The 23,686-nt window shown below is 58.8% G+C and carries 18 protein-coding genes and 1 CRISPR repeat array; of the genes, 14 read left to right on the top strand and 4 right to left on the bottom strand.

Annotation, left to right across the window (positions count from 1 at the left end; genetic code table 11):
• Positions 1–28: 28 nt before the first annotated feature.
• The 4 genes from cas1e (at position 29) to AC6I1V_RS14490 (ending at position 3,956) form a co-directional block, all read left to right on the top strand.
• Positions 29–940, top strand: coding sequence for a type I-E CRISPR-associated endonuclease Cas1e (gene cas1e, locus AC6I1V_RS14505; protein WP_486854286.1), 912 nt, complete (start codon positions 29–31; stop codon positions 938–940).
• Entirely contained in the window at positions 918–1,214 is a 297-nt protein-coding gene (gene cas2e, locus AC6I1V_RS14500) for a type I-E CRISPR-associated endoribonuclease Cas2e (RefSeq protein WP_486854285.1), read from the top strand. The genes cas1e and cas2e overlap by 23 nt, the downstream gene beginning before the upstream one ends.
• Positions 1,215–1,247: 33 nt before the next feature.
• Positions 1,248–2,374: a CRISPR direct-repeat array (repeat unit 28 nt; unit sequence GTCTTCCCCACGCACGTGGGGGTGTTTC).
• Positions 2,375–2,382: 8 nt separating this feature from the next.
• Positions 2,383–2,538 (top strand): anaerobic ribonucleoside-triphosphate reductase, encoded by a 156-nt coding sequence (gene nrdD, locus AC6I1V_RS14495; protein WP_486854284.1) that lies wholly within the window; start codon positions 2,383–2,385, stop codon positions 2,536–2,538.
• Between the two features lie 617 nt (positions 2,539–3,155).
• A complete protein-coding gene (locus tag AC6I1V_RS14490) occupies positions 3,156–3,956 on the top strand; it encodes an acyl-[acyl-carrier-protein] thioesterase (RefSeq protein ID WP_486854283.1) in 801 nt (266 codons plus the stop codon).
• A 653-nt stretch (positions 3,957–4,609) separates the two neighbouring features.
• On the opposite strand, the gene AC6I1V_RS14485 is transcribed toward AC6I1V_RS14490, so the two are convergent.
• The 4 genes from AC6I1V_RS14485 to AC6I1V_RS14470 all read right to left on the bottom strand — a co-directional run bounded on the left by AC6I1V_RS14485 (position 4,610) and on the right by AC6I1V_RS14470 (position 10,547).
• Positions 4,610–6,040, bottom strand: coding sequence for an outer membrane homotrimeric porin (locus tag AC6I1V_RS14485; protein WP_497737122.1), 1,431 nt, complete (start codon positions 6,038–6,040; stop codon positions 4,610–4,612).
• 123 nt (positions 6,041–6,163) lie between these two features.
• Positions 6,164–7,534: a sodium/glutamate symporter gene (locus AC6I1V_RS14480; protein ID WP_497737121.1), complete on the bottom strand. Its 1,371-nt coding sequence runs from the start codon at positions 7,532–7,534 to the stop codon at positions 6,164–6,166.
• Between the two features lie 114 nt (positions 7,535–7,648).
• Positions 7,649–9,295, bottom strand: a complete 1,647-nt coding sequence (locus AC6I1V_RS14475; protein ID WP_302554483.1) for an amidohydrolase — start codon at positions 9,293–9,295, stop codon at positions 7,649–7,651.
• Between the two features lie 16 nt (positions 9,296–9,311).
• Positions 9,312–10,547, bottom strand: coding sequence for an MFS transporter (locus AC6I1V_RS14470; RefSeq protein ID WP_302554482.1), 1,236 nt, complete (start codon positions 10,545–10,547; stop codon positions 9,312–9,314).
• Positions 10,548–10,810: 263 nt separating this feature from the next.
• Between AC6I1V_RS14470 and AC6I1V_RS14465 the strand changes: the two genes are divergently transcribed.
• The 10 genes from AC6I1V_RS14465 to AC6I1V_RS14420 all read left to right on the top strand — a co-directional run bounded on the left by AC6I1V_RS14465 (position 10,811) and on the right by AC6I1V_RS14420 (position 23,395).
• Entirely contained in the window at positions 10,811–14,338 is a 3,528-nt protein-coding gene (locus tag AC6I1V_RS14465) for a sigma 54-interacting transcriptional regulator (protein ID WP_497737120.1), read from the top strand.
• Between the two features lie 174 nt (positions 14,339–14,512).
• Positions 14,513–15,685 carry a helix-turn-helix domain-containing protein gene (locus AC6I1V_RS14460; protein ID WP_294626059.1) on the top strand — a complete coding sequence of 391 codons (1,173 nt, stop codon included), beginning with the start codon at positions 14,513–14,515 and terminating at the stop codon, positions 15,683–15,685.
• A gap of 10 nt (positions 15,686–15,695) precedes the next feature.
• A complete protein-coding gene (locus AC6I1V_RS14455; protein WP_294626057.1) occupies positions 15,696–16,637 on the top strand; it encodes a DotH/IcmK family type IV secretion protein in 942 nt (313 codons plus the stop codon).
• Between the two features lie 9 nt (positions 16,638–16,646).
• Positions 16,647–17,759 (top strand): DotG/IcmE/VirB10 family type IV secretion system protein, encoded by a 1,113-nt coding sequence (locus AC6I1V_RS14450; protein ID WP_294626056.1) that lies wholly within the window; start codon positions 16,647–16,649, stop codon positions 17,757–17,759.
• A gap of 4 nt (positions 17,760–17,763) precedes the next feature.
• Entirely contained in the window at positions 17,764–18,270 is a 507-nt protein-coding gene (locus AC6I1V_RS14445) for a hypothetical protein (protein ID WP_294626054.1), read from the top strand.
• A gap of 11 nt (positions 18,271–18,281) precedes the next feature.
• Positions 18,282–18,671 (top strand): hypothetical protein, encoded by a 390-nt coding sequence (locus AC6I1V_RS14440; RefSeq protein ID WP_300682645.1) that lies wholly within the window; start codon positions 18,282–18,284, stop codon positions 18,669–18,671.
• 17 nt (positions 18,672–18,688) lie between these two features.
• Positions 18,689–19,396 carry a DotI/IcmL/TraM family protein gene (locus tag AC6I1V_RS14435; RefSeq protein ID WP_294625645.1) on the top strand — a complete coding sequence of 236 codons (708 nt, stop codon included), beginning with the start codon at positions 18,689–18,691 and terminating at the stop codon, positions 19,394–19,396.
• The gene (locus AC6I1V_RS14430; protein WP_497737119.1) at positions 19,396–21,837 is read left to right on the top strand and encodes a putative type IV secretion/conjugal transfer ATPase; all 2,442 of its coding nucleotides are present in this window, start codon (positions 19,396–19,398) and stop codon (positions 21,835–21,837) included. Before AC6I1V_RS14435 ends, AC6I1V_RS14430 begins: the two co-directional genes overlap by 1 nt.
• Before the next feature lie 118 nt (positions 21,838–21,955).
• Complete coding sequence (locus tag AC6I1V_RS14425) at positions 21,956–23,158, top strand: tyrosine-type recombinase/integrase (protein ID WP_279060915.1); 1,203 nt, start codon at positions 21,956–21,958, stop codon at positions 23,156–23,158.
• Positions 23,159–23,167: 9 nt separating this feature from the next.
• Positions 23,168–23,395: a helix-turn-helix transcriptional regulator gene (locus tag AC6I1V_RS14420; RefSeq protein ID WP_279060913.1), complete on the top strand. Its 228-nt coding sequence runs from the start codon at positions 23,168–23,170 to the stop codon at positions 23,393–23,395.
• Positions 23,396–23,686 lie beyond the last annotated feature (291 nt).

Raw genomic sequence — 23,686 nt, 5'->3', positions numbered from 1 at the left:
CGGCGGCACTTTTGTACGGGAGATAAGGATGCCGGAACAAAAGGAGCCTATTGCAGGTGAAGAGCCCAAAGCTCCCCGCCGCTTGTTTATCCCGATCACACGGGAAACGCTTCCCCGCGTATCGGACAAGTACCCGTTCATCTATCTGGAAAGAGGGCGGCTGGAGATTGACGACAGCAGCATCAAATGGATCGACGCGGACGGAAACAGGGTACGGTTGCCCGTAGCGACGATCAACGCCCTGCTTCTTGGCCCCGGTACGTCTGTAACCCATGAGGCCATCAAGGTAGCCTCCGCCGCCAACTGCGCCGTCTGCTGGGTTGGCGAGGACAGCCTGCTCTTCTACGCTTCAGGCGTCGTGCCCACTTCCAACACTCGCAACCTGCAACGCCAGGCATGGCTCTCCACGGACAAAGGGGCCTCTCTTGCCGTCGCCAGGGCTTTCTTCGCCAAACGCTTTCCCGATGCGGAGCTTGAGGGCAAGACGTTGCAGGAAATGATGGGTATGGAAGGGTTGCGCGTCCGCAATTTCTACCTCGAAAAAGCCGAGCAATACAAAGTCGGCTGGAAGGGACGTGTTTTCACCCCCGGAAAATTCGAGTTGAGCGATCTGACGAACCAGATATTGACGTCCACCAATGCGGCCCTCTATGGCGTCTTATGCTCCTGTGTCCACAGCCTCGGCTATTCGCCGCACTTGGGCTTTATCCACTCCGGAAGCCCCCTGCCCTTTGTATATGATCTCGCCGATCTTTACAAAGGAGAGCTCTGCGTTGATCTCGCTTTTTCCCTGACGCTCTCCCTCGCGGGCCGCTACAACAAGTACGCCGTATCTGAAGCGTTCCGCAAACGTGTCATCGAAATGAAGCTGCTGGAAAAAGTCGCCGAGGATATTGAGAGCCTGATAGGAGAGAAATGTGCTCGTCGTTATCGCAAATGATTTGCCTCCCGCCGTACGCGGGCGAATGAAACTCTGGTTTGTGGAACCTCGGCCTAACGTCTTCGTTTCAGGCATTAAAGATTCCGTTGCACGGCATGTGATCAACTACTTGCTCGAAAAATGCCCTGAACAAAGTGGCCTCATGATCTTTCAAAGGCTACCGAACCCACCGGGGTACAAGCTCTACGGCATGGGGGAACCAAAGCGCCAGCTCATCGAATTGTCAGGGCTGCAACTTGTGTCTGAAAAAGATGACACTTCAATATTGTTTTGACGGCTCAGCAAAAAAAGTGAATAATCCCTCAGTGTCTTCCCCACGCACGTGGGGGTGTTTCTAGGTGCGCCTTATGTTGACTATAATTTTACCTAGTCTTCCCCACGCACGTGGGGGTGTTTCTGTCGATCCTAGTTCCGCGCTCTGCGGTTCGCGGTCTTCCCCACGCACGTGGGGGTGTTTCCATGGACGCCGTAGTTTTTCATGCCGACGTGCTGTCTTCCCCACGCACGTGGGGGTGTTTCTAGGATCGACATTCCGCGGTGCCTATACATTCGTCTTCCCCACGCACGTGGGGGTGTTTCCAGGCTCTTGCGGCACTCATGCAGCGGCTGTCGGTCTTCCCCACGCACGTGGGGGTGTTTCTAGGGGGAGGACACCGTGAACAAGGTTCTACAAGTCTTCCCCACGCACGTGGGGGTGTTTCTGTATACGGCTACGAGGGGAAATGGACGGTTCCGTCTTCCCCACGCACGTGGGGGTGTTTCCACAAAACAGTGCAATGCCAAAGCCTTTGGGATGTCTTCCCCACGCACGTGGGGGTGTTTCCGATTCTTCCCTGTACGTGCTCATCACACACTCGTCTTCCCCACGCACGTGGGGGTGTTTCTGCCTACCTTCGACAAACCTGTCCTTGTTTGCCGTCTTCCCCACGCACGTGGGGGTGTTTCTAAGCAGTTCGTGATCGTCTTCTTTACAGCGTTGGTCTTCCCCACGCACGTGGGGGTGTTTCTGCTATAACTCCATCCGACCCAAGGCGCTTTTTGTCTTCCCCACGCACGTGGGGGTGTTTCTAACTTCACTGAGGTGGAAGCCTTAAACAAAGGGTCTTCCCCACGCACGTGGGGGTGTTTCTAGGTATCGCAACTTTTCTGAAACTTTTTTTTCGTCTTCCCCACGCACGTGGGGGTGTTTCCTTGATTGCGGCTGCTGATGCCAACCCAAAGGCGTCTTCCCCACGCACGTGGGGGTGTTTCTATAGCTTCTTACAAGCAGATCAGCAGCCGTATGTCTTCCCCACGCACGTGGGGGTGTTTCAGAAGCATAAATGATAAAGTCGGTTCCTTGTGTGTCTTCCCCACGCACGTGGGGGTGTTTCCCACGCCGTTTAATACGGCATGCGAAGGCCGCAGTCTTCCCCACGCACGTGGGGTGTTTCTCAGGCAGGATGTGGAATGGATTCCGCGTTGAAGGCGGGAAGGCAGGCGAGGGTGTAAAGTTCAAGCGTATCCGGCGCATCACCGGGTACCTTGTCGGCACGGTGGAGCGTTTCAACGACGCGAAGCAAGCTGAGGTCATGGATCGAGTGAAGCACACCGTCTAAACAAAAAAATTCCCCTCACGGTGATGTGCCTGATGGGGCATATCACGGCGCGAACCGAGAGGAAAAGTTTCACATTCACACAGCATACCGATGCTCACTTTTTTGAGGCATTGGGAAAACGCTTTTTGCCGTCTGCATCAAGCCGTTTGATGCAGGATATTCGTTACATGGCAACATAATGAGATAGTATCGCTTCGCCAAAGAAAAGCAGCCTGCCTTGCCGGAAAGGTACGGGCGGCATCAAGATAAAAAAACGGTTCCGCACATGCTGCGTATGCAAATGCGGAACCATTTTTTCGCGCGGTATGTGCAAGAAACCGCCTCAACGGATGGCATCCATTTCAGGCAGGCACGGAAGGCAATCCCTGCTGGAAAAGGCCGCGGCACAGGGGAATCGGCCGTACAGTTCCCGGCGTCCGTATAACCGGGACGCAACTGTGGGCAAACCGGGGCGAGACATTCGCCTTTTCGATGATTTATCAAAAATGAGTTTTGAATTTCATGCAATTGGGATGCAACATTCATTAAAAACCTAACTCCCTCACCGGGCCGTGTTCTGGACGGAAGCGCTGCGGGCGTGCTACAGGCAGGAAGTACATTTTCCCCCGGAGAAGCATATGTTGGATTACCCCGAATACACCCTAGGCATTCAGGCCCGCTACGGCGAAGCGGGAACCGACGGCAAAATACGCCTCGGCGCGCTGGCGAACTGGTTTCAGGAAGCCGCCGGGCACAACGCCTCGGCCCTCGGCTTCGGCGATGAGCGGCTTTTCGCGGAAGGGAAGGCGTGGATACTCACCCGCATGGCCTTCCGCATCAAAGAACTGCCTTCGCCCGGCGACAAGGTGAACGTCCGCACGTGGCCCGCGAAGCTCGAACATCTAGGGCACAGAGGGTATGAAGTGTACAACGCTTCCGGCGAACGGATCGTCGCCGCCGTGAGCGCGTGGACGGTGCTGGATCTCACCACCCGCCGCCTGACAGCCCTGCCCGAAGAGCTCGCCGCCGTCTACCCCGTGAACACGATCCCCTGCATCCCCTTCCCGTCCCGCACCATCCCACGGCTGCGCGAGGGGATAGGCAGCGCCGACGTGCTGGTGCGGCGCGACGACCTCGACATCAACGGGCATGTCAACAACTCAAAATATCTTGGCTGGCTGCTTGAGTGCCTGCCGTGGTCGCCCGGCGAAAGCCTCATCCCGTCCCTGCTCGACGTCACATTCCGCGCCGAATGCTTCCCCGGCGATGCGCTCACTTCACAATGCGTCCCCCTGCCCGACGAAACCGACGCCACCGCGCCCGAAGGGTTCCCGCAAGCGCCGCACGGCCTGCTGCATGTGATCCGCCATACCGATTCGGGCGATGACGTCTGCCGCGCCGTGACGCGCTGGACGCAAAAAATCCGGCTGCCTGCGTGACCTTCCCGGCATGGCCCATGCTGGCCTGCCACCCCAAAAGGCCGTTTCAGACAGTTTCAGACAGCCTTTTTACGGCGTTTTAGGACGATTCCGGCTCTCAATATTATGACAGAGCCGAAAGCAAAAAATGCAGTTCCCGTTCCGCCGCTTTCCGGCACGGGCGGGACGCCCTCCGGCAATAGGGGAAATGCCGCAACGTTGGGCTTGTTCAGAGCGTTAGGACAACACCCTCCCGGCAGCGGGGGAATGCCCCTTTCAGGCGCTTCCCCTTGTCGTTTGCTGTCCGCAAAAACTGCGAATGGGTCGATAACGCCGCAACCTTTGAATAGGGGAGAGGCTCAAGCCGTGCCAGCAGCTTTTTGGGTAATAATCCACGCTGAACGGAAGCTCCACCCGGCTCAAGCCGTGCCGACAGTTTTTTTGGGGGGAAGGGGAAACTCCATAAGGGCGTTCCATCTCCCTTTCAGAAAAGTTTCCCCTTCCCCTGTGCATTCCCCCTATACGGACCGCCTTTGGAGGAAACCCGCCGGAAAGCGGGCAGCCTCAGGGCGGGGCCCCTCTCCAAGGCATGTCCGTTTGGGGAGCGGGGCCGGGCGTCAGCCTGCCAAGACGTCCGTACGGCCCCTTCCAGAAAACCGGGCTTCCCCGTTTCCCTAGAACTTGTAGATGATGCTGAAGGTACCCTTGAGGTTGTTTTCCTTCGCCTCGTAACCCACGCCCCTCCACAGATCCTCATCCATATCGAGGCGGATGTAGCCGAGCTCCACGAACAGGGAAAGGTTCTCGTACAGCTTGTATTCCGTATCAAAGTTCACTTCCACGGCCTTGTCGCCCGTGGTCAGGTAGATCATGCTGTACTGGGAGTCCTGCGGGTTGGAGATCATCTTGCTGCGTACCATTTCCCTATTGTTCGTGCCCTGATAGTACACGACGCGCAGGACGTGGGAGAGGTCTTCCATGAACGAGATGTCCTTCACGCGGGCCATGACCGCCCATGTGCCGGAGATGCCGTAGCCCATCGTCTGGGCCGCGCCGCCGTAGTTCGTGCCGTCGAAGCCGTAGGAGGTCACGTACACGTCGGGGTCGATGGAGGGCAGGCGCTCGGAACCGTTGTACGGGTTGGCGTCGTCGCCGGAGGAGTACCAGAACAGCAGGCCGGGGGTGCAGGATTCCAGCTTGTATTCGGCGAGGAACGCGGCGTACCAGCCGGAACGCTTCACGTCGAAGTTCCTGCCGTCGAGCCTGCTCGTCCCCAGATCCACGCTGCCGTAGGCGGCATCAAGCGCGAAATGGAACGGTTCAAAGTACGTCACGTCAGCCGCGATGCCGCCGTACCATGCGCTGCCGTGATCCTCATCGCTGGAGGCCACGATGTCCGCGAGCGCTCCCTTGCCGGCAAGGGGGAGCATGCCCTGCGTCATGGGGAAGCTTCTATCAAACTGGCTCTCCCCCTTGAAGCTGTCATGGCCGATAAAGGCACCCATGCCCCACGGGGTCACCTTCACGCCGTCGAAGGTCAGCGGCACGGTCATGCCGATGAAGTCCATCGCGTCGTGGGAATCGTGTTTCGCCATATCAGGGTCGTTGTCGTTCTCGGCGCGCAGCCAGAACAGGCTCGCGGCCACGTTTTCGGTGAACTGGTTGGTGATGTTGATGCCCGCGCCGTCGGCGTCGAGGATCGGGGAACCGATGCCGGTAAAGTTCGGCAGCGTATATTTCTGGAGGCCCATGCGCACCTTGGCGTCGGTCTGCGGGATCGCCCAGTCAACGTAGCTGTAGCGAACCTTGACCTGCTTGCCGTCCGTGCCGAGGGATGCGCCATCGGAAGACTTGCCCCAGTTCTGGTGGCCGATTTCAAAGTATACCACGCCCTTGAGGGATTCCGAAGCGATCACGTCGATCTGGGTACGGACACGGCTGGCCGCCCGCAGCTTGTCGTCGCCGTTGTGTTTTTCAAAATTGCGGTCGGCGAACGACACACGGTGCTGCATCAAGCCGGATATTTTGAAGTCGACCGCCTGTGCAGCGGAGGTTACGCCGAGGATCAAGCCGGCGGCGAGGATCAGGGTAACGATGCGCTTCATACATTCCTTCCTTCCAGTTAGAGGTTCAGGCCGGACAATTCCGTTATCCGCCGTCATGGGAAAACGCCGAGAGGCGATCCGCTTCGGGGAAGGGGCGGCCCTCCTCAGGCCACCCGGAGTTCCCTAGAAAGAGGGCTTCTTAATCATCTTAAGGAAGTACATGGCTATGGGGGTCACGACCGTCACGGCTATGAATATCCACATCATGGGGAAGCCTTCCACAGGGACGAACGGCATTGACCATGATATCGGCTTGAAGAGGATGGTGGCGAACACGTTCATGAGGCCCACTTCAACGGCAACCGGCGTATCGAAGTCGGGGTCGACGATGCGGAGCAGGAGCAGGCCGGAGGCCGCCGTGCCGGTGCAGTAGCCGAACAGCGTCAGGCCGCGTTCAAAGCCGTATTCGGGGGAACGGCGGCCGAACCACAGGCAGATGTACAGGGTAAGGAGGGTGCCGAGCACGACCGCGATGACGAACGGGATGGCCACTTCCTGAAGCTGGCGGACTTCGATGCCCATGAATACGGCGCAGATCATGAAGTCCACGGTGGCGCCGGTCAGGCGGCGGGTCGTCTCGCCGTCGATGAGGTGGATGATGCCGAACTTAGCCATGAGCTTGCGGGCGATCATGGCGAAGAACATGCCCCACGCGAAAATCATGCCGATGCCGAGCCCGTTGATGCCCTTGGGCATGCTGCACAGCCACCACACGCCGAAGGCGTAGGCGAGGGCGTACAGGGCGGCCATGATGGCGAGGTGGAAAGCGACGCTGTCGATGTTGGCGGGGTGGGTCGTGGCATGGGCGCAGGCGGGGTTGTCGCCCTTATCCATGAGGCCGCGCAGGAAGCATTCGGGGAGCTTGCCGCCTTGGATGGAGATCCAGCCCTTCTTGATGCCGTAGAAGGCCAACGGCACGCCCACGATACCGGCAACGAGGAAGCCGACGGCGGCGAAGGCCAAGCCCACGTTCAGGGAGTTTGCGATCTGATAGGTGGTTTCCCAGATGCTGGCGTACGCCTGCGTCTGGCCGGGGCCCTGCGTAAAGCCGGCGCCGAGCAGATAGCCGTTGCCGGTGAAGAAGTCGCCGCCGAACAGCATCTTCCACACGTCGAACGTGGCCTTGCCCGCCATGGCCTGCACCGAGAAGAGCAGCCCGAAGATGAGCGCGATCCACAGCGCGCCGCGTGCGACGACCTTACCGCTGGTGCCGCTCTTGGCCTGCAAAAGCCCGATGCCCACGAAGCCGAAGGCGAACAGGTGGAACGTGATCGTGCTGAACACCACGGGGGTGATCGTCTTCCAGCCGGTGGAACTGGGGATGCCGAGCCAGCCCGCATTCAGGACGAAGAACCCAAGGATGCCGCCGATAAGCGAAGCGGGGAAGAGAAAAGTCTGAAAAAACTTTACTTTCGCGCGGATGACGGTTCCGATCAACAGGAACAGGCCGATCCAGCCAAGTGCGCCCAGATAAGGATAAAACGTGCTTTCCATACTCGTTCCTTGCTTTTTGTTGCAGTATGCCCGTCAAGGCTTGCGGTTTATGGAAACGCCGGGGCGGAGGGGAGGAAGGGCTGCCCCCCACCCCGGCGGCGAGGGAGGAGCGTCTTAATCCAGCGAGCCGTAGACGACTTCGTCGCCCACGATGGTCGCGGAGATCCCGATATCCTTGATGGCTTCCTTGGCAACCGTCAGGGGGTTGTCTTCGAGGATCACGAAGTCGGCCAGCTTGCCGGGCTCAAGGCTGCCCTTGATGCGCTCTTCGCAGGCCTGGTAAGCGGCCCACGAGGTCACGCTGCGCAGCGCATCCATGACCGGGATGGTCTGGTTTTCACCGAGGATGCGCCCGCCGCTGGTGCGCCTGTTGACGGCCGACCAGACGGAAAGCAGGGGATCGATGGGCGTCACGAACGTATCGTTGTGGTTGCTGAACGGGATGCCGCGCTTCAGGGCGCTGCGGAGCGGGCTGATGCGCTCGGCGCGATCCGGGCCGAGGAACGTCCCATAATGGCGGTCGCCCCAGAAATAGGTGTGGACGACGAAGAACGAGGGCACCACGCCGAGGCGCTTGATGCGGTCGAGCTGATCCTCGCGCACGGTCTGGCAGTGGATGACGATGTGCCGGGCGTCGGCGCGGGGATAGCGCTTCTGCGCCTCTTCATAGGCGTTGAGGATCATCTGGATGGCGTCGTCGCCGTTGCCGTGGATGGCGAGCTGCCAGCCCTGCCGGTGCAGGCCCACGACCTTTTCGATGAACTGCTGTTCCGGTTCAATCGGATAGCCGCGCCACATGGGGCCTTCGGGCAGATCATAGATGACCTTGTGGTACGGGTTGCTCAGGTAGCCGGTGTAGCACTGGAGGCTGCCGTCCGCGAGGAGCTTCGCCGCGCCGAGGCTGATCTTGCCGTCGGCGGTGAGCGGCGTGCCGGAAACGCGCGTGTTGAACGTGTCGATGTCCATGCGCGACACGCCGGGCAGGATCTGCACGCGGTTGCGGAGCAGGCCGAGCTCGTGCGCCCGCTTCAGCGCGTTCCAGTCGCCCGTGGCGGTAAAGCCGTCCTGCGCCGTGGTCACGCCCTTCGCCGTATACGCGGCGCAGGCGGCCTTGATGCCTTCCATCCAGTCGGCTTCCGTGGGGGCCGGGATATGGCGGAACACGGGTTCGCGCGCCGGGGGCTCTTCCAGAACGCCGTTGGGGTTGCCGTGCTCGTCACGGCGGATCACGCCGCCCACCGGGTCGGGGGTATCCTTCGTATAGTTGGCCTTCGCCAGAGCGAGGCTGTTGCAGGAGGAAAGGTGGCCGGACACATGGCGCAGGAGCACGGGATGTTCGGGGGCGGCCTCATCAATATCCGAGGCAAGCGGGTGGCGCTTGTCCTCAAGGCCCGTATCGTCGTAGCCGAAGCCGAGGATCCATTCGCCCTTCGGCGTTTCGGCGGCCTTCGCGCGGATCAGTTCCTTGATCTCGGCGATGTTCTTCACGCCGCCCACCGGAGGCGAGGAGAGATCGATCTGCGTGGCAGCCATGAGGCCGGCGGAAACAAAGTGGCTGTGCCCGTCGATGAAGCCGGGGAGCATCGTCCGCCCGCGTAAATCCGTAACCACCGTATGCTGATCGGCAAGGGCCATGACTTCCGCGTCGGTGCCGACGGCGAGGATGGTTCCCCCGCGTACCGCGAGCGCCTGCGCCTGACTCCCTCCAGAATCCATAGTCAGGATGGTCCCGTTGCGATATACGTGTGTTGCAGATGCCATCTGAAAATCTCCTCTCTCAGTTACAAGTTGCAAATACGTTTCCTTCCGCGGCCTCATGTTCCCGGATGGTCGACGTCGCGGCGAACGCCGCCAACAGCAGCACGATCAGCATGATGTACGCCGTATTGTAACTCCCCGTCAGGCCATGCGAGAGGCCGACAACCGCATAGCCAAGGGACTTTACCGCCACAAATAAGGAAATATATTTATAGACATGGGGGAACTGCTTCTTGCCGTAGAGGTAGGCGACCACGACGGGGAACACCGTCCAGATGCCGCCCATGCACAGGCCGTAGCCCACGACGAACAGGATCACGTTGAACAGGTTCTGGGGGAGGAAGATGCAGGCCAGCGACAGCGCGTTGCACAGGAACAGCAGCTTCGCGGTGAACAGCGGGGTGGTGCGGTCGCATACCCAGCCCCAGGCGTATTTGCCCAAGGCCCCAAGCAGGGCGGTCAGGCACATGAAGCCCATAGCCGCATACGAACCCATGCCGCTGTCCACGAAGCGCGGCTTGAGCTGGCTCAGCACCCCGCCGACGGCCATCAGGCCGATGCCGAACGACACGCCGATGATCCACATCCGGCGGCCCCTGATGAGCTCGCGCCAACCGATGGGGACAACCTTCCCCTCTTCCGCGCCGGGCTGGAAGGCCCCCGCAGCCAGCCCGTCCACGGTCAGCCCGATCTCTTCGGGCGTATCGCGGATAAGCCGCCAGCAGATGGGGAAAAGCAGGAAGGCGAGGCCGCCGAGCACCGAGAAGGCCCACGAGACGCCAAACGTGTCCACAAGCACGAGGGCTATGAACGGCAGGAACGCCCCGGAAAGGGATGTCCCCATGGCGACCAGCCCGAAGGCCCGGCCCCGGCAGGCGGCGAACCAGCGGTTCATCAGCATGGTGGCGACCACGCCGCCGCAGATCTGCCCGCACACCCACACGATGGAGAACAGCGCCGCAAACAGCCGGATGTCGTCGACATGGCCCAGCCCGATATAGCCGAGCCCGCCGATGAAGGCCCCCAGCGTCATCAGGAGCCGGATGCTCACCTTGTTTGTGAGCATAATCCCTATCGGCATGCTCAGCGTCATCATGGCTGACGCGAACGTCATGCTCAGGCCGATCCCGGCCCGGCTCCAGCCGTGCAGATCGACCAAGGGTTCGATAAAGGCGTTCATGGTATAGAACACGCTTCCCTGAAGGAGCAGATTCCCGCAGGAACCTATGGTCGCCAACTTCCATCCGTAGAACACGCGGAGCCTCCTCAACGAGTGATGCCTTACAAAGAGCAAGCTCCATGCCACGTTATAGGAAAAAGGATTTTGTTAGTGAAAGAATGGACTTGTTGGCGCGCGGCACGGGAAAAGGGAGGGGGAGGGGATATCCAGTTTTTGGATACGTCCAATTTTTGGACTTGTTTTGTCCAGAATTTATAATAGACAAGCCCCGGCGCCATTGACGCACCGTAGGCGGCACGCTACCTTGGGACAAATCGCCACAGGGGGAGCGCACGGGTATGCAAGAATCCACATCACTCTTGATTCTCTGGCTTTTGTCGTCCCTGAAGCAGGAGCGCTCGACATTATGCCTTATCCAGATGCTCGAGTGCCCGGCGGCTCAGGCGGAAATAGCCCTGCACAGAGTGACCAGCGACGGCCTTGCGGAACAGCGGGACGAGACATGGAGCCTGACGCAAGCCGGGGCCGAATACCTGCGGGAAACCCTGCCGGGCTTCCTGTTCCGCGACACGGGCTCGCCCCTCGAAGAGCTCATCTCCGCCTGTGAATCCCAAATGCCGGAAACCGCCTGCGAGATATGCACGAAGCGCATGCGCGCCCTCATGCGCAAGGCGGACATAGCCGGAAGCGCAGGATACCTCGAACTGCTCCTCAACCAGCTCGAACAGTGGCAGGGCCGCCGGCTCACCGCCCCGGAAGCCCGCTCCTTCATCCAATACAGCTTCGCCGCCCATGACGCCTCCTTCTATTATATGAAGAACGCGGCCCGTTCCTCCGCCCTCCTGAAAAAGGCCTCCGGATACGCCGCCTCCGCAGGGGACAAGCGCACCCTCGTCCTTATCCGGTTCGCGCAGGCTTCCGCCACATTCTTTGCGGGCACCATCCATTTCGAGCGGGCCCACGAGATTTTCCATTCCGCCATGGAGCTGCTCAAGGCGCTGGACGACAAGGAGCTGTACACCCGGATCACCCCTTTCCTCATCGTGATGCACTTCATCCGCGGGAACTTCCAGAAGGCGCTCGAATGTTACGAGATGCTCCAAAAGAGCACCCACAGGCCCGTGCTGCCCTTCTTCGAGTCGCAGCTTGTGCTTCAGGCGGCCTCTTCCGCCACCTACCTCGGGCACTTCGCCCATGCCCTCGGCATGATCAAATCCGCCATCAGCACGGCGGAGCTGGAAGGGAACGCCATGTCCGCGCAGGTCTGCCGCCAGCACCTCGGCGTCCTCTACGCCTACATGCGCCGCGAGGACGACGCGCTGGAAACGCTCCAGTCCGTCGTTTCCCGCACGACGATGGCCGCCAACCCCAAGCTCATGCTCAGGGCCTTCGCCACCATCGCGCTCTGCTATTCCCGCATGGATCGGGCCGAAATGTCCTACAACCTGCTCGCCGACGCCCTGCGGCAGGCCAAACGCCACCCCTCCTTCTCCCTGTCCTACAACTACCTTTGGATCCTTGAGCTCGCGGCCTTTTACGCCGAGCACGGCTTCCCGCCGCTGCCGGGCATCGATCTCGATACCCTGCTCCGCGAGGCCGAAACGAGCCCCAGCCCGATGATGCGCGGGCATGCCCTGCGGCTTAAGGCCATCCTCCTCCGCAACACGTCGCCGCAGGAAGCCCTCAAGCTGCTCGACGCGAGCCTCGCAACCCTCAAAGACGCCGCCATGCCCATCGAGTATGGGTTTGGGCAGCGGCGGCGATCCGAGATCCTGAGCGTCCTCGGACGTGAGGAGGAAGCGCAGGAGGCCAGGGAGGAAGCCCTCAAGCACCTCAGCCGGATCGGCATCGACAGGCAGCGCCCCACATGGGCCTCGCCGGATCAGAAAGAGGCCCTCTTCGATGCCTGCTGCCGTGAAGCGGGCTCCATCCATGAGTGGGAAACCCTTGAGGAATATTGTTACCAGCTCGCGGCCTGCCTGCGTAAGGTCTTCCGCGCCGAGCGCACCGCCCTTTTCCGCATGGATGGGGAAACCCTGCTCCGCTGCGGCTCCTGCAACCTCTCCGGTTCGGAAATCGCCTCCGGGATGTTCGCTCCGGGCCGCGATCTGATCCGGGAGCGCATCCGCGAAAAAACCCCTTTCGCGTCCCAGCGGAACGGGCTGGATATCCTCTGCCTCCCTTTCAGGCTTCCCGGCGGGAACCCGTGGCTGCTCTATGCGGACAGTTCCGCGCACTCCAGCCGGATACCCCATTGCGCCCAAGAGGATCTGGGCCGTATCGGGCTGTTCTGCGCTTCGGAGCTCAAGAATGCCCTCCGCCTGCTCGAAGCCCGCAGCATGCGCGCCGAAGTGCGGCAGATCCACGCCGTCACCAAGATGGCGCAGGAGGAGCGGCTTGAACTGTGGGGCAAAAGCCCCTCGTTCCGCATGTGCCTTGAACGCGCCAAGGTCGTCTCGGCCACGGACGCCGCCGTCCTCCTGCTGGGGGAAACGGGCGTGGGCAAGGAGGTCATGGCCAACTACGTGCATCGGCACAGCGGCTGCAAAGGGCCGTTCGTCGCCGTCCACCCGGCCTCGGTTTCCGAAAACCTCTTCGAGAACGAGTTCTTCGGGCACGAAAAAGGCGCCTTCACCGGCGCCACGGGGCAGAAAATCGGCTTTTTTGAGCTGGCGGACAACGGTACGCTGTTCATCGACGAAGTGGGCGACATCCCCATGAACATGCAGATCAAGCTCCTGCGCGTGCTGCAGGAGCACCGCTTCATGCGCGTTGGCGGAACCAAGGAGATCCATTCCTCCTTCCGGCTCATCGCCGCCACCAACCGCGACCTGCCCCGCGCCGTGCGTGAGGGAACCTTCCGCGAGGATCTCTATTACCGCATCTCGGTCATCCCCGTGACCATCCCGCCGCTGCGCGAACGCCTTGAGGATCTGGAAGAGCTCATCATGGCGTTCACCGACCATTTTTCCCGTCGCTACGGCAAAAAGATCCCCTGCCCGGACAAGGAATCCTTGCGCCGCCTCTCCGAGTACCAGTGGCCCGGCAATATCCGGGAACTGCGCAATGCGGTGGAACGCGCCGTCATCCTGTACACGGGCGGCCCCTTTGATCTGGCCGTCGGGGGGCAGCGCGAAACGCAGGAGCCCTCCCCGCACGCCGAAACCTCCCTCTACGCGGACACCCCCACGCTTCAGGAGCTCCAGCGGCGGTATATCCAATACATCCTCAATAAAACCGGGGGCCGCATCAGCGGCGAAAACGGTGCGGAAAAACTGCTCGGCATGAAACGCTCCACCCTATACCTGAAACTGCGCCAGTACGGAATCAAACCGAGAGAGAGAGAGAGAGAGAGAGAGAGAGAGAGAGAGAGAGAGAGAGAGTCCCTCACATATCGGACTAATACGTCCAATGCGGATAGTTTTTCTTTAATTTCCTATATTTATAGGAAGATACCGGAACCGGAGCCTGACAGGTTTTACCGGCTTTCTTCCTTGGTTGCTTATCCGTTTTCTTATCCCTTTTTCGCCAATCGTCTTTTATTTCCCCAAGAATATACCGTAGTTATCGAGAACAAAAATTTTTCCGAAAAAATTTCACTTTTTTCGGATGTGTTCCTTTTTGTTCTCCGTACAGAACTCCTTCTGACCATGTGCCCCACATGGTCGGCGGGAGTTTTTTTCATATACGACCACATCCTTCTTTCTTCGCTTCCAGACGCCCTCCCACGCATACGAGCGCCTCCACTGGCCGCGCCGTACTCCGGGCAGATGCCGGAAGCCTCCCCCGGCGTTGCCCTTGCGGTTATGCGTGATGCCCACGTTTTGAACAGTTCGTCAACTCGCCTCAAGAGGACATTCCATTGAGGAAATAACGCCAAGCCCCAAAAAACAAAAAAGCCGTCGAGCGGTAACTCAACGGCTTCTTGCAGAACTAAGTTCTTACGCACGTAACGTAAGAACAACAGTAACCGTAAGGTTCCTCGTTGTCAACAACGAATCTGCTGTTTTTGTCTTTTTTCGGGCCGGGAGAAAGAAAAAATGGAGACGTTTACCCCAAAGGGAAATATTTACGGCCCAATTCTTCCACAGTTTGTTTTGCAAAAGTCCATTACGTTTGGAGCAAAAGCCATGTACGCACTTTTATGTGACTACGCCTCAGAGAAAGACCATTGCTGGCCTTCGCAGGCAACGCTTGCCAAAAGACTTTCATGCAGCATCAGCAGCGTCAAAAACTACCTTGCCGAGCTTGTCAGAGAAAAGCTCATTTTTATAAGGCGTGAGCAATATCGCTCTTCCGTCTATTACCTTTTGCGCCCTGAAGAGCTTGCTGAAAAGCAAGAGACATCTTTTTCCAACAAGCAGACAGAAGTTGGCTGCCATGAGGCAAATTTTGGCTACTTAACCAATCTTAGCAAACAAAGAAAAGAAAAATACTCCCCCCTTTCCCCCCATACGCCGGGTGAAGCAACGGCCAGTCCCGTTCGCCGCATGGCCAGAACGCCTGCGGCGGGGGGTGTGTCTTCTTCTCTTCCCGATTTTGAATCCACCTGGGCCATGTACCCCAAAAAGGAGGCCAAGGGCTTCGCGCGCCTGGCCTGGCTCCAGCTCCTGCGAAGCGGGGAACTGCCCCCTTTGGCTGAACTTCATGCTGCAATTCACAGATTCACAAACTCGGAAAGCTGGCAACGCGAACAGGGACGCTTTGTACCGCAAATGGGCAACTGGCTGCGCGGACAACGCTGGCTCGATCCGGTGCAGTCTGCGGAACAGATAGGACAAAAGCACACTCAGGACGTGCGGCAGGCAATGCGGATGCGGGAGGAACGGGAACGGAGTCAGCATGAGGCATGGCTTGCAAACAAAACTCGGCTACGCCCCATGTTTGAAGCGTTCGCGGCAAAATTTCCACCCGTCGCCAACGATGCCATGCCGTTCGGCATCTGGCTGCACCTGCATTCCCAAAAACGCGCGCCATCAGCGGATGAGGTGCCACCAGGAAATACCCTGGGGATTGTCGAATTTCTCCGCGACTACAAGCAACGCCGCCAGACTGCCGAATACCGGAGACAGCGGGAAACGCCGCTGAATGGCCGAAAGGAAGCCGGAAATCCGTGTCGTTCAGTGGGAGAAATCCTGAAAGGCATGGGCGCGACGTTCCGTAGGGAAAGCGTCTTCGGTGCGCCTGATTTTCCCATAACCGCTTACACATAAGGGGTTCATCGTGAAGAAAATATACTGCCTTCTGGCGTTGACCATCCTCGCCGGGCGACCGGCGTTTGCGGATGAAACGCCCGCCACGCCGCCCGAAAAACAAAACACAGTTCTCGGACAGACGGAAAAGAAAGCCGCCCAGGACACGGCGGACAAAAAAGCGCGGGACACCCAAGCCCTGTTTGAAGAGAGTCTGCGGCAGATGATGCCGCTGGATGAGAACCAGATACAGGAATATCGCTCGCGCTCGGATGAACGCGACCGCGCCCTGCTGCCCGTGTCTCCGACATTGAACACGCGCACGGTGCGCGTGACACTGGAGCCGGGCCGTTCTCCCGTGCCTGTGTTCACCACGGCCAATATCGCCACGTCTCTGGTTTTTCATGATTCAACCGGCCAGCCCTGGCCTGTCACTTCTGTGACCAACGGCGGGCCGTCCTTCTTTCAGGTATTGCGCCCGGAACTGCCGGACGGAAACCTGCTCAACGTCATGCCCACGCAGGGTTACGCCACGTCCACCCTTGTAGTCACGCTGCAAGACCGGGACATACCGCTGGTCATCAGGCTTGAGTCGGATTCCGTCCGCACCCCCAGGCGCAAGGCGGACGCGCTTGTCCTTTTCCAGCTTGCCCATCACGGCCCGAAAGCCGCCCTCCCCATCATCAGGGACATCAAGGAAACGGCGGATTCCTCCATGCTGGCCTTTCTTGACCGCGTTCCGCCGGAAAAAGCCGTGCGTGTCCGCGTGGAGCCGGGTTCCGATGACGTGCTTGTCTGGAACCACAACGGCAAGCACTACCTGAGAACGACTCATACGCTGATGTGGCCTGCCTGGACAGCCGTGATCAACGGAGCGGGCAACACCAAATGCTATGAAATACCGGTCACGTCGCGGTTGATGCTTTCCAGAAACGGGCAAATTCAGACGATTCGCCTGCAAGTTTCCCAATGAGGGCACGCTATGAGCGATATGACAAGCACGGAAAAAAAGCGGCGTCTCATCTTGTTCAGTCTTCTGGGAGTTGCCCTTGTCGTCTCCATACTCCTTGCGTCCTTTTTCCTGTTTACCCCGGAAAAACCGTCCGCAACGGCCAGACTGACTTCGGCAAGGACGGACGCCATCAGCGGCAAGGCGGGAGGCGAAGGCTCGGAGGAATACAATCAGAAACTGAAGGAACACGATACGCGACAGGCCAATGAAGCTCTCAAGGCGGGAGAAAGTTTCGTTCCCACGCCTGTGGGACAAAGAAAACCCGTGGTGGGAAAGAAGGAAGACACGCCCCCGGCCCCGCCGCCGGTCGCACCGGTGCGAACCGTGCCCGTCCAGACGCCGCGCACGGACAATACCATGCTGAAACGCATGATGGATGACCTGACGGCATTGGATACGAAACTGTCCTCCGTTGCCGTGGGCGAAGGCAAGATTGTCTATCTGCACGATTTTTCGGATGAAACTACTCCGATTGCCGCACCCGTTGCGGCAACGTCAGAGACAGCACGGTCAGGGAACACTCCTCCTTCCGTGACGCTCAAGCCGGGCGATCTGCTTTATGCCATCGTAGATGTGGGAGTGAACTCGGATGTGCCGTCCGCTGTGCTGGCGACAGTTACGTCCGGAGAATACAGAAATGCCCGTCTGATGGGCAGTTTCCAAAGGTATGACGAACGCCTTGTTCTGGCTTTCAACCGGGCCGTACTGCCTACCGGCGAAACCGTCCAGCTTGAAGCCTATGCCGTTGACCCCTCCACTTCGGAAGCCTCGGTAGCCAGCTCCGTGAACACCCATTTTTTCTCACGATGGGGCGGGCTTGTCGCGTCAGCGTTCCTGGAAGGGCTGGGCACGGCCAAACGCTATAGCGGCTCCCAAAGCACCATCTACGGCTACGGCAATGACGTGACCGACCAGATGGTCTGGAATACCTACAGCGTGGAAGACCAGGCATGGATAGCCGCCGGAAAGGTGGGCGAAAAGGCCGGAAAAATCTTTGAGAAAAATTTCGACAGACCTCCCACCGTCCGACTGGAAAGCGGCACTCCCGTGGGCGTTCTCGTTCTGAACGTCAAGGGCAGGTGACGGCATGGACAACTACGTCGCCAACGTCATCCCGCATTTGCAGCAATGGTGGCCCGTGCTTGTCCGGCTGGCCTACCTGGTGGGCGTCGCCTTCGCCGTGGTTTCGCTTGGGCAGGCCATCAGTCACAAGCACCGCTTCAACCGCTCCACGGCGGTATGGACGTTCGTCTGCGCGGTTTTGCTGCTCAATCTGCCCGCGCTCATGGACTCCCTGTCCATGACGGTCTTCAACCAAAGCTCGGAACAGTCATTGAGCTACAGCCCGCCGTCCTCACCCGGTGAGGTCTACATCCAGTTCGCGGTGTATGCCATCGCCACAGTGGGCCTCATCGGTATTGCGCGGGGGCTGTGTCTCATGCGCGACACACCCAATCAACCCATGAATCTCAGCCGGGGCCTCGTTCATCTGTTCGGCGGAATACTCGCCGTCAACCTCGTCACCTTCCTGCGCGGCATCGGAGCCACCATAGGAGGGGACGTGCAAACATATATCGCCAAGATTCTTGGCTAATGGAGAAAACTATGAACATCGTCAAGAATACGTTTTCCATCTCTCCCCTTCGTTTCACCGCCGTTTTCATGGGCATGGCCACCATCTGGCTGTTCACTCCCGAAATAGTCCATGCCGCAGTCACGTTTGGCGAAATGGGTGAAAACGTGGCGGAAAACGCCAAGGGCGTGGCCAAAGGCATCACACTCCTGGGGTATGCTGGTGGGCTGGGCATGGGCGCATGGGGCACTGTGGACATGTATAAGGCCACGAAAAATCAGGGACAAAGCACCTACGCGGGCGGACTGACCAAGGTGGTTATCGGCGCTCTGGCACTCGGCCTGGGAGAACTCCTCGGTTCCGGTTCCGCTACGCTGTTCGGAAGCGACCAGACTTCCGGCATGAGCGAATTGGGCCTGTAAGCGTGAGGCAATGAGGCATGAACATCTTCAAAAAACAAAAAGACGCCCCGAAGTCTCAGGAACAGGCTCAAAGCATGAAGGAAGTTCATGCCTCTTCGCCCGCCCCGGATGCCGCCGCCGTCATTGGGGGACTGAACTGGTACAGGGCGCAGTTCCGCCGGGCCATGAAGCTGGCTCTGGGCCTGACTGTGACCTTGTGCGCCAGTACGGGCGTCGTCGCCCTCCTGTTATTGAATCAGCCGAAACCGCAATACTTCGCGGCCACACCGGACTTGCGGCTTGCACCCATGATTCCGCTGGATCAGCCGCTGCTCACACAGGAGGGGCTGCTGACCTGGGTTTCCGACACCATTGCCGGAGCCATGTCGCTTAACTTTCTGGAGTGGCGGAAAAAACTGGAAAGCATCAGGCCGCACTTCGATGACGCGGCCTACAAGTCCTTTTTGGCTTCCCTGCAAAGTTCGGGCGTTCTGGACATGATTCGGGACAAGCGGCTTTCCGCTTCCGCCGTGGCCACACGCGCCCCGGTCATCATCGCTTCCGGTCTGGTGAGCGGCAAGGCCACATGGAAAGTCGAGTTCCCCCTGATTGTTTCCTACGAATCCAGTCAGGGTGTGGAAAGCACGCAAAAACTCCTTGCCACAGTTCTTGTCTGCCGCGCGTCCACGGCAAAGACGCCGCGCGGCGTGGTCATTCAGCAAGTCGTACTCAAGAGGGATGCGTGATGCTTGATATACTTGTCAACGGCGTGGATCGCGGCATCCGCGCTCTCTCGGAAGCGTTCGCCGGGCCGGTTCACAGCTATTGCAGGCTGGAAACCGTGGACAATGGCGTACTGGTGGCCGATGACGGGAGCCTCATCAGCCTTCTTCATCTGGAAGGTTCGCTGAAGCATGTGGGGGTGGAAGAATACACGGCCATCGTCTCCGGCCTGGCGGAAAAGCTCCAGGCCACGCTTTCCAAACCGGGGCACGCCCTTCAGGTGGTCTTTGAATATGACCCGGAAAGCAGCGGGGAACGGATTGCCGAACTGCTCCAGCCGTCGCGCCTGACGGCGCACAACCTCGGCCTGCATATCGGCCCTCTGCTGGAGGATTGGGGCCATGCGCTGCAACGCTACTGCGCCCTTGAAAAATGCTGGATTGTACTGTGGACACGGCCCGCCGTGTTGCCTGACACCCTGCGGAAAACGGCTCTGAAGGAACGCAATGCCTCCATGTCCAAGGTGCCGACGATTCCGGGCTGTCAGCAGGTGTCCCGCGCCGTGGTCGCGCTGCATGACGCTCATAACGGTTTTCTGACCGGCGTGATGGACGCCTTCCGTCAGGTTGACCTGCTGGTACATCCTCTTTCGGCCCATGAGGCTCTGCGGGACATCCGCTTGTGCATTTCCCCGGATATGACCGGTCGGGACTGGCGGCCTCTCATCCCCGGCGATCCCTTGCCGCTGCGTCTGCCTGATCCCGACACAAGCAGGACGGACAGACTGCATAACATGCTGTACCCGGATTTCAAGACACAGCTCTGGCCCCGTGAGGGAGAACTGATTTCCCGCAACGCCATACGCATCGGCGACAGAATATTCGGGCCTCTCATCATGACGCTCATGCCCCAGACGCCGAAACCGTTTCAGGAACTCTTCCGGGTACTTGCCAGGCGTGATGAACGACTGCCGTACCGCATTTCCTTCCTGCTGGAAGACGGCGGCCTGAACATGGGTCTCCGGCCCCTGCTTGCGGCCATTCTGGCCTTCAGCTCTTCGGACAACAAAAAGTTCAATAAGGCCGTTGATGCCCTGAAAGAGCTGGACCTTGAAGGCGTATGCTGCATCCGGTTCCGCATTTGCTTCTGCACCTGGGCCTGTGTGACGGATTCCGAGCAGGAAGCCCATCTGCTGCTCCGGCGGCGCGTCGCGGAACTTTCCAAAACCGTTCAGGGATGGGGAACGGCGGATGTTTCCGAAGCCACAGGCGACCCTCTTCTCGGTTTTACCGCGACGCTTCCCGCCATGATGCCCGCAAGTCCGGCTCCCGTCACCGCCGCGCCCTTGCAGGACGCTCTTGGCATGTTGCCGCTGCGTCCGGCGTCGCCGTGGCGGGAAGGAAGCCTGCTGTTCCGAACCCAGGACGGTAAAATCATGCCGTATGCGGCCAACTCTTCGGAACAGGCCGCCTGGATAGACCTCGGCGTTGCACCGATGGGCGGCGGCAAGTCCGTTTTTCTCAACGCCTTCAATTTTGCCTTTGTCACACAGGCCGGACTGTCCCGTCTGCCCTGGCTGTCCATCGTGGACGTGGGGCCGTCTTCCTCCGGCCTTATCACGCTCCTGAAAGAAAACCTGCCCGAAGGGAAAAAACACCTTGCCGCCTATCACCGGCTGAGGATGACACCGGACTATGCCGTCAATCCCTTTGACACGCCGTTGGGGTGCCGCAAGCCCCTGCCCTCGCACAAGGCGTTTCTGGTCAACCTGCTGTCGCTGCTGGCCACGCCGCTGGATGTCACGGCTCCGGCGGACGGCGTGCCGGGTCTGATAGGCCGGGCCATTGACCTTGCCTACGAGGAACTCTCCGACGGCAATCATCCCCGGCTCTATCAACCCAATGTGTTGCCGGAATTGCATGACCTCATTGTCCATGAAGGCATCAGCCGCGACGCTTCCACCTCCTGGTGGGAAGTGGTCGATGGGCTTTTTGAGCGGGGGTATGTGCATGAGGCATTGCAGGCGCAGAGATACGCCGTGCCGCTGCTGGCCGATGTGGGGGCGCAGATTCGGCAGAACAAGGGCATCCAGAACACCTATGAGGAACACACCATCAACAATGTCTGGCGCTCATTACTAGACGCCATTGAAGCGTATGTCATTCTGAAGGAACCTACCCGGTTCGATTTGGGCGACGCGCAGATCGTCAGTCTCGACCTGGACGAAGTGGCTCCGCGCGGAGGAGCCACGGCGGACAGACAATCAGCGGTCATGTATATGCTTGCACGGCATGTCCTTGGTTCGCGCTTCTTTTTGATGCCCGCCGATGTGCAGCTTATGCCCGAATACTATCAGGACTACCATGCCGGACGCATTGAGGCCATCAGGGAAGACCCCAAAAGATTGTGCTATGAAAACTCCCATCGCAAAATTTTCACGTCTATTTTATTTTTATTATCCTGAAAAAATTGAATATATTTTTGACATGGACTTTCATGGATTTTTTAGGACATGTGGACACCCCGGATTATTCGGGGTAACAATCGGGGTAAATTATTCTTGAAACGGAGGATTACCCCATATGCCCCTGACCGACACCACCCTACGAAATGCGAAGCCGGGAGAAAAACAAATCAAGTTATTTGACGGACATGGACTATTTCTGCTGATTGCTCCCAGCGGAACGAAAGCATGGCGGCTCAAATACAGCTTTCAGGGAAAGGAAAAGCTGATTTCTCTGGGACTGTACCCGACCGTATCCCTTAAGGAAGCGCGGGAACGCGCCGCGACAGCCCGAAAGGACATTGCCAACGGCATTGACCCTTCCGAAAAGCGGAAACTTGAAAAAGCGGCCTGTCAAAACAGCTTTGAGGCCGTTGCCCTTGAATGGTACGAGCAGAACAAAGACAAATGGAGTGCAAACTATGCCACAAGCATTATACATCGAATGGAGCGCAACCTTTTCCCACAGATTGGCTCAAAGCCCGTCCATCTTGTATCCGCCCCCGAACTTCTGGCCCTTTTACGAAAAATTGAGGCAAGGGGAGCCAAAGACATACCCCATATCGTGCGCTCCATCTGCTCAAGTGTGTTCCGCTACGCCATTGCCACAGGACGGGCGGAACGCGATCCGGCGGCTGACCTCAAGGGGGCACTGGCCCCGCGCGTCAGAAGGAACCTTCCCTCGCAGACAACGCCCGAAGCCGTGGGGCATCTGATGATTGCCATCGACAACTATCCCGGCACCTTTGTTGTCAGGAGCGCCCTCCAGCTTATGGCTCTGACCTTTTGCCGGACAGGAGAACTGAGAAACGCCGAGTGGCGGGAAATCGACTTTGAGGACGGACTGTGGCGAATCCCCGCCGAACGGATGAAGATGTCGCGCGATCATCTTATCCCTCTCAGCAGGCAGTCCGTCGCCATCTTGAGGAAATTGCAGGCGTATTCAGGCAAGGATGTTTATGTCTTCCCCAACTACAAGACGGAAAAAAGGAGCATGAGCAAAAGCGCTCTGCTTGGAGCAATCCGCAGGCTTGGCTTTGAAAATGATGAGATGTGTCCGCATGGATTCAGGTCTATGGCTTCCACTATGCTCAACGAACTTGGATATAATGGAGACTGGATAGAGAGACAGCTTGCCCATGTTCCGCGCAATATCATTCGTGGAATATACAACAGGGCGGAATACCTGCCCGAACGCCGAAAGATGATGCAAGAGTGGGCCGACTTTTTAGACGAATTACGAAGAAAAACCAGAGAACAACAGTCGCTTGACTGTCCATAAGGAGTAACCATGTTCCCGGAAAACAGCAATGAACATTTTCTGCGTCTGCCGCAGGTTTTAACAATTATCCCCATCAGCAAAAGCGCGTGGTGGCAGGGTTGCAAAGACGGACGTTACCCCAAGCCCATAAAACTGGGGCCGCGCACAACCGTCTGGCGGTCAGCGGACATTTTTGCCCTTGTCAGGCGTCTTTCCGGCCAAAACGGAGCAGAGCATACAACCGAAGCACATAACTAAAATACCCCGTCCAATCCTTTTCCGCAAGGCGGCGCGACCAGGGCTTGACCCCTGTCCGCGCCGCTTTCCTTTTGCCCCACGCCATGCCCGAATTTTCAGATTGCCCTTTCCGTGCGTTACTGCGCGGCGGGGGTGTGTCTTTTCACTCCTCACGGCATGAAATTAATCTGGGTGGAGACGCATACCCAAAGCGGGGACACAGTGCCTACATGGCAATCCGTATGAAAAAATGCCCTGCCGGAAAGCGCCGGGAGTTTTTCTTTACAGGATGGTAGCTGTCTGACAACAGCT

This window comes from Bilophila sp. T19-St14, assembly GCF_059728385.1.
The sequence above is the reverse complement of the archived record's forward strand: the minus strand, read 5'-3'. Positions and strand labels throughout refer to the sequence as shown.

What these genes read in the sequence shown, in the direction of transcription:
- AC6I1V_RS14485 (WP_497737122.1), bottom strand. Translation starts at nt 6,040, where the DNA reads ATGAAGCGCATCGTTACCCTGATCCTCGCCGCCGGCTTGATCCTCGGC.
- AC6I1V_RS14445 (WP_294626054.1), top strand. Translation starts at nt 17,764, where the DNA reads ATGGACAACTACGTCGCCAACGTCATCCCGCATTTGCAGCAATGGTGG.
- AC6I1V_RS14425 (WP_279060915.1), top strand. Translation starts at nt 21,956, where the DNA reads ATGCCCCTGACCGACACCACCCTACGAAATGCGAAGCCGGGAGAAAAA.
- cas1e (WP_486854286.1), top strand. Translation starts at nt 29, where the DNA reads ATGCCGGAACAAAAGGAGCCTATTGCAGGTGAAGAGCCCAAAGCTCCC.
- AC6I1V_RS14435 (WP_294625645.1), top strand. Translation starts at nt 18,689, where the DNA reads ATGAACATCTTCAAAAAACAAAAAGACGCCCCGAAGTCTCAGGAACAG.
- AC6I1V_RS14450 (WP_294626056.1), top strand. Translation starts at nt 16,647, where the DNA reads ATGAGCGATATGACAAGCACGGAAAAAAAGCGGCGTCTCATCTTGTTC.
- AC6I1V_RS14430 (WP_497737119.1), top strand. Translation starts at nt 19,396, where the DNA reads ATGCTTGATATACTTGTCAACGGCGTGGATCGCGGCATCCGCGCTCTC.
- AC6I1V_RS14490 (WP_486854283.1), top strand. Translation starts at nt 3,156, where the DNA reads ATGTTGGATTACCCCGAATACACCCTAGGCATTCAGGCCCGCTACGGC.
- AC6I1V_RS14420 (WP_279060913.1), top strand. Translation starts at nt 23,168, where the DNA reads ATGTTCCCGGAAAACAGCAATGAACATTTTCTGCGTCTGCCGCAGGTT.
- nrdD (WP_486854284.1), top strand. Translation starts at nt 2,383, where the DNA reads ATGTGGAATGGATTCCGCGTTGAAGGCGGGAAGGCAGGCGAGGGTGTA.
- AC6I1V_RS14460 (WP_294626059.1), top strand. Translation starts at nt 14,513, where the DNA reads ATGGAGACGTTTACCCCAAAGGGAAATATTTACGGCCCAATTCTTCCA.
- AC6I1V_RS14480 (WP_497737121.1), bottom strand. Translation starts at nt 7,534, where the DNA reads ATGGAAAGCACGTTTTATCCTTATCTGGGCGCACTTGGCTGGATCGGC.
- AC6I1V_RS14465 (WP_497737120.1), top strand. Translation starts at nt 10,811, where the DNA reads ATGCAAGAATCCACATCACTCTTGATTCTCTGGCTTTTGTCGTCCCTG.
- AC6I1V_RS14475 (WP_302554483.1), bottom strand. Translation starts at nt 9,295, where the DNA reads ATGGCATCTGCAACACACGTATATCGCAACGGGACCATCCTGACTATG.
- AC6I1V_RS14440 (WP_300682645.1), top strand. Translation starts at nt 18,282, where the DNA reads ATGAACATCGTCAAGAATACGTTTTCCATCTCTCCCCTTCGTTTCACC.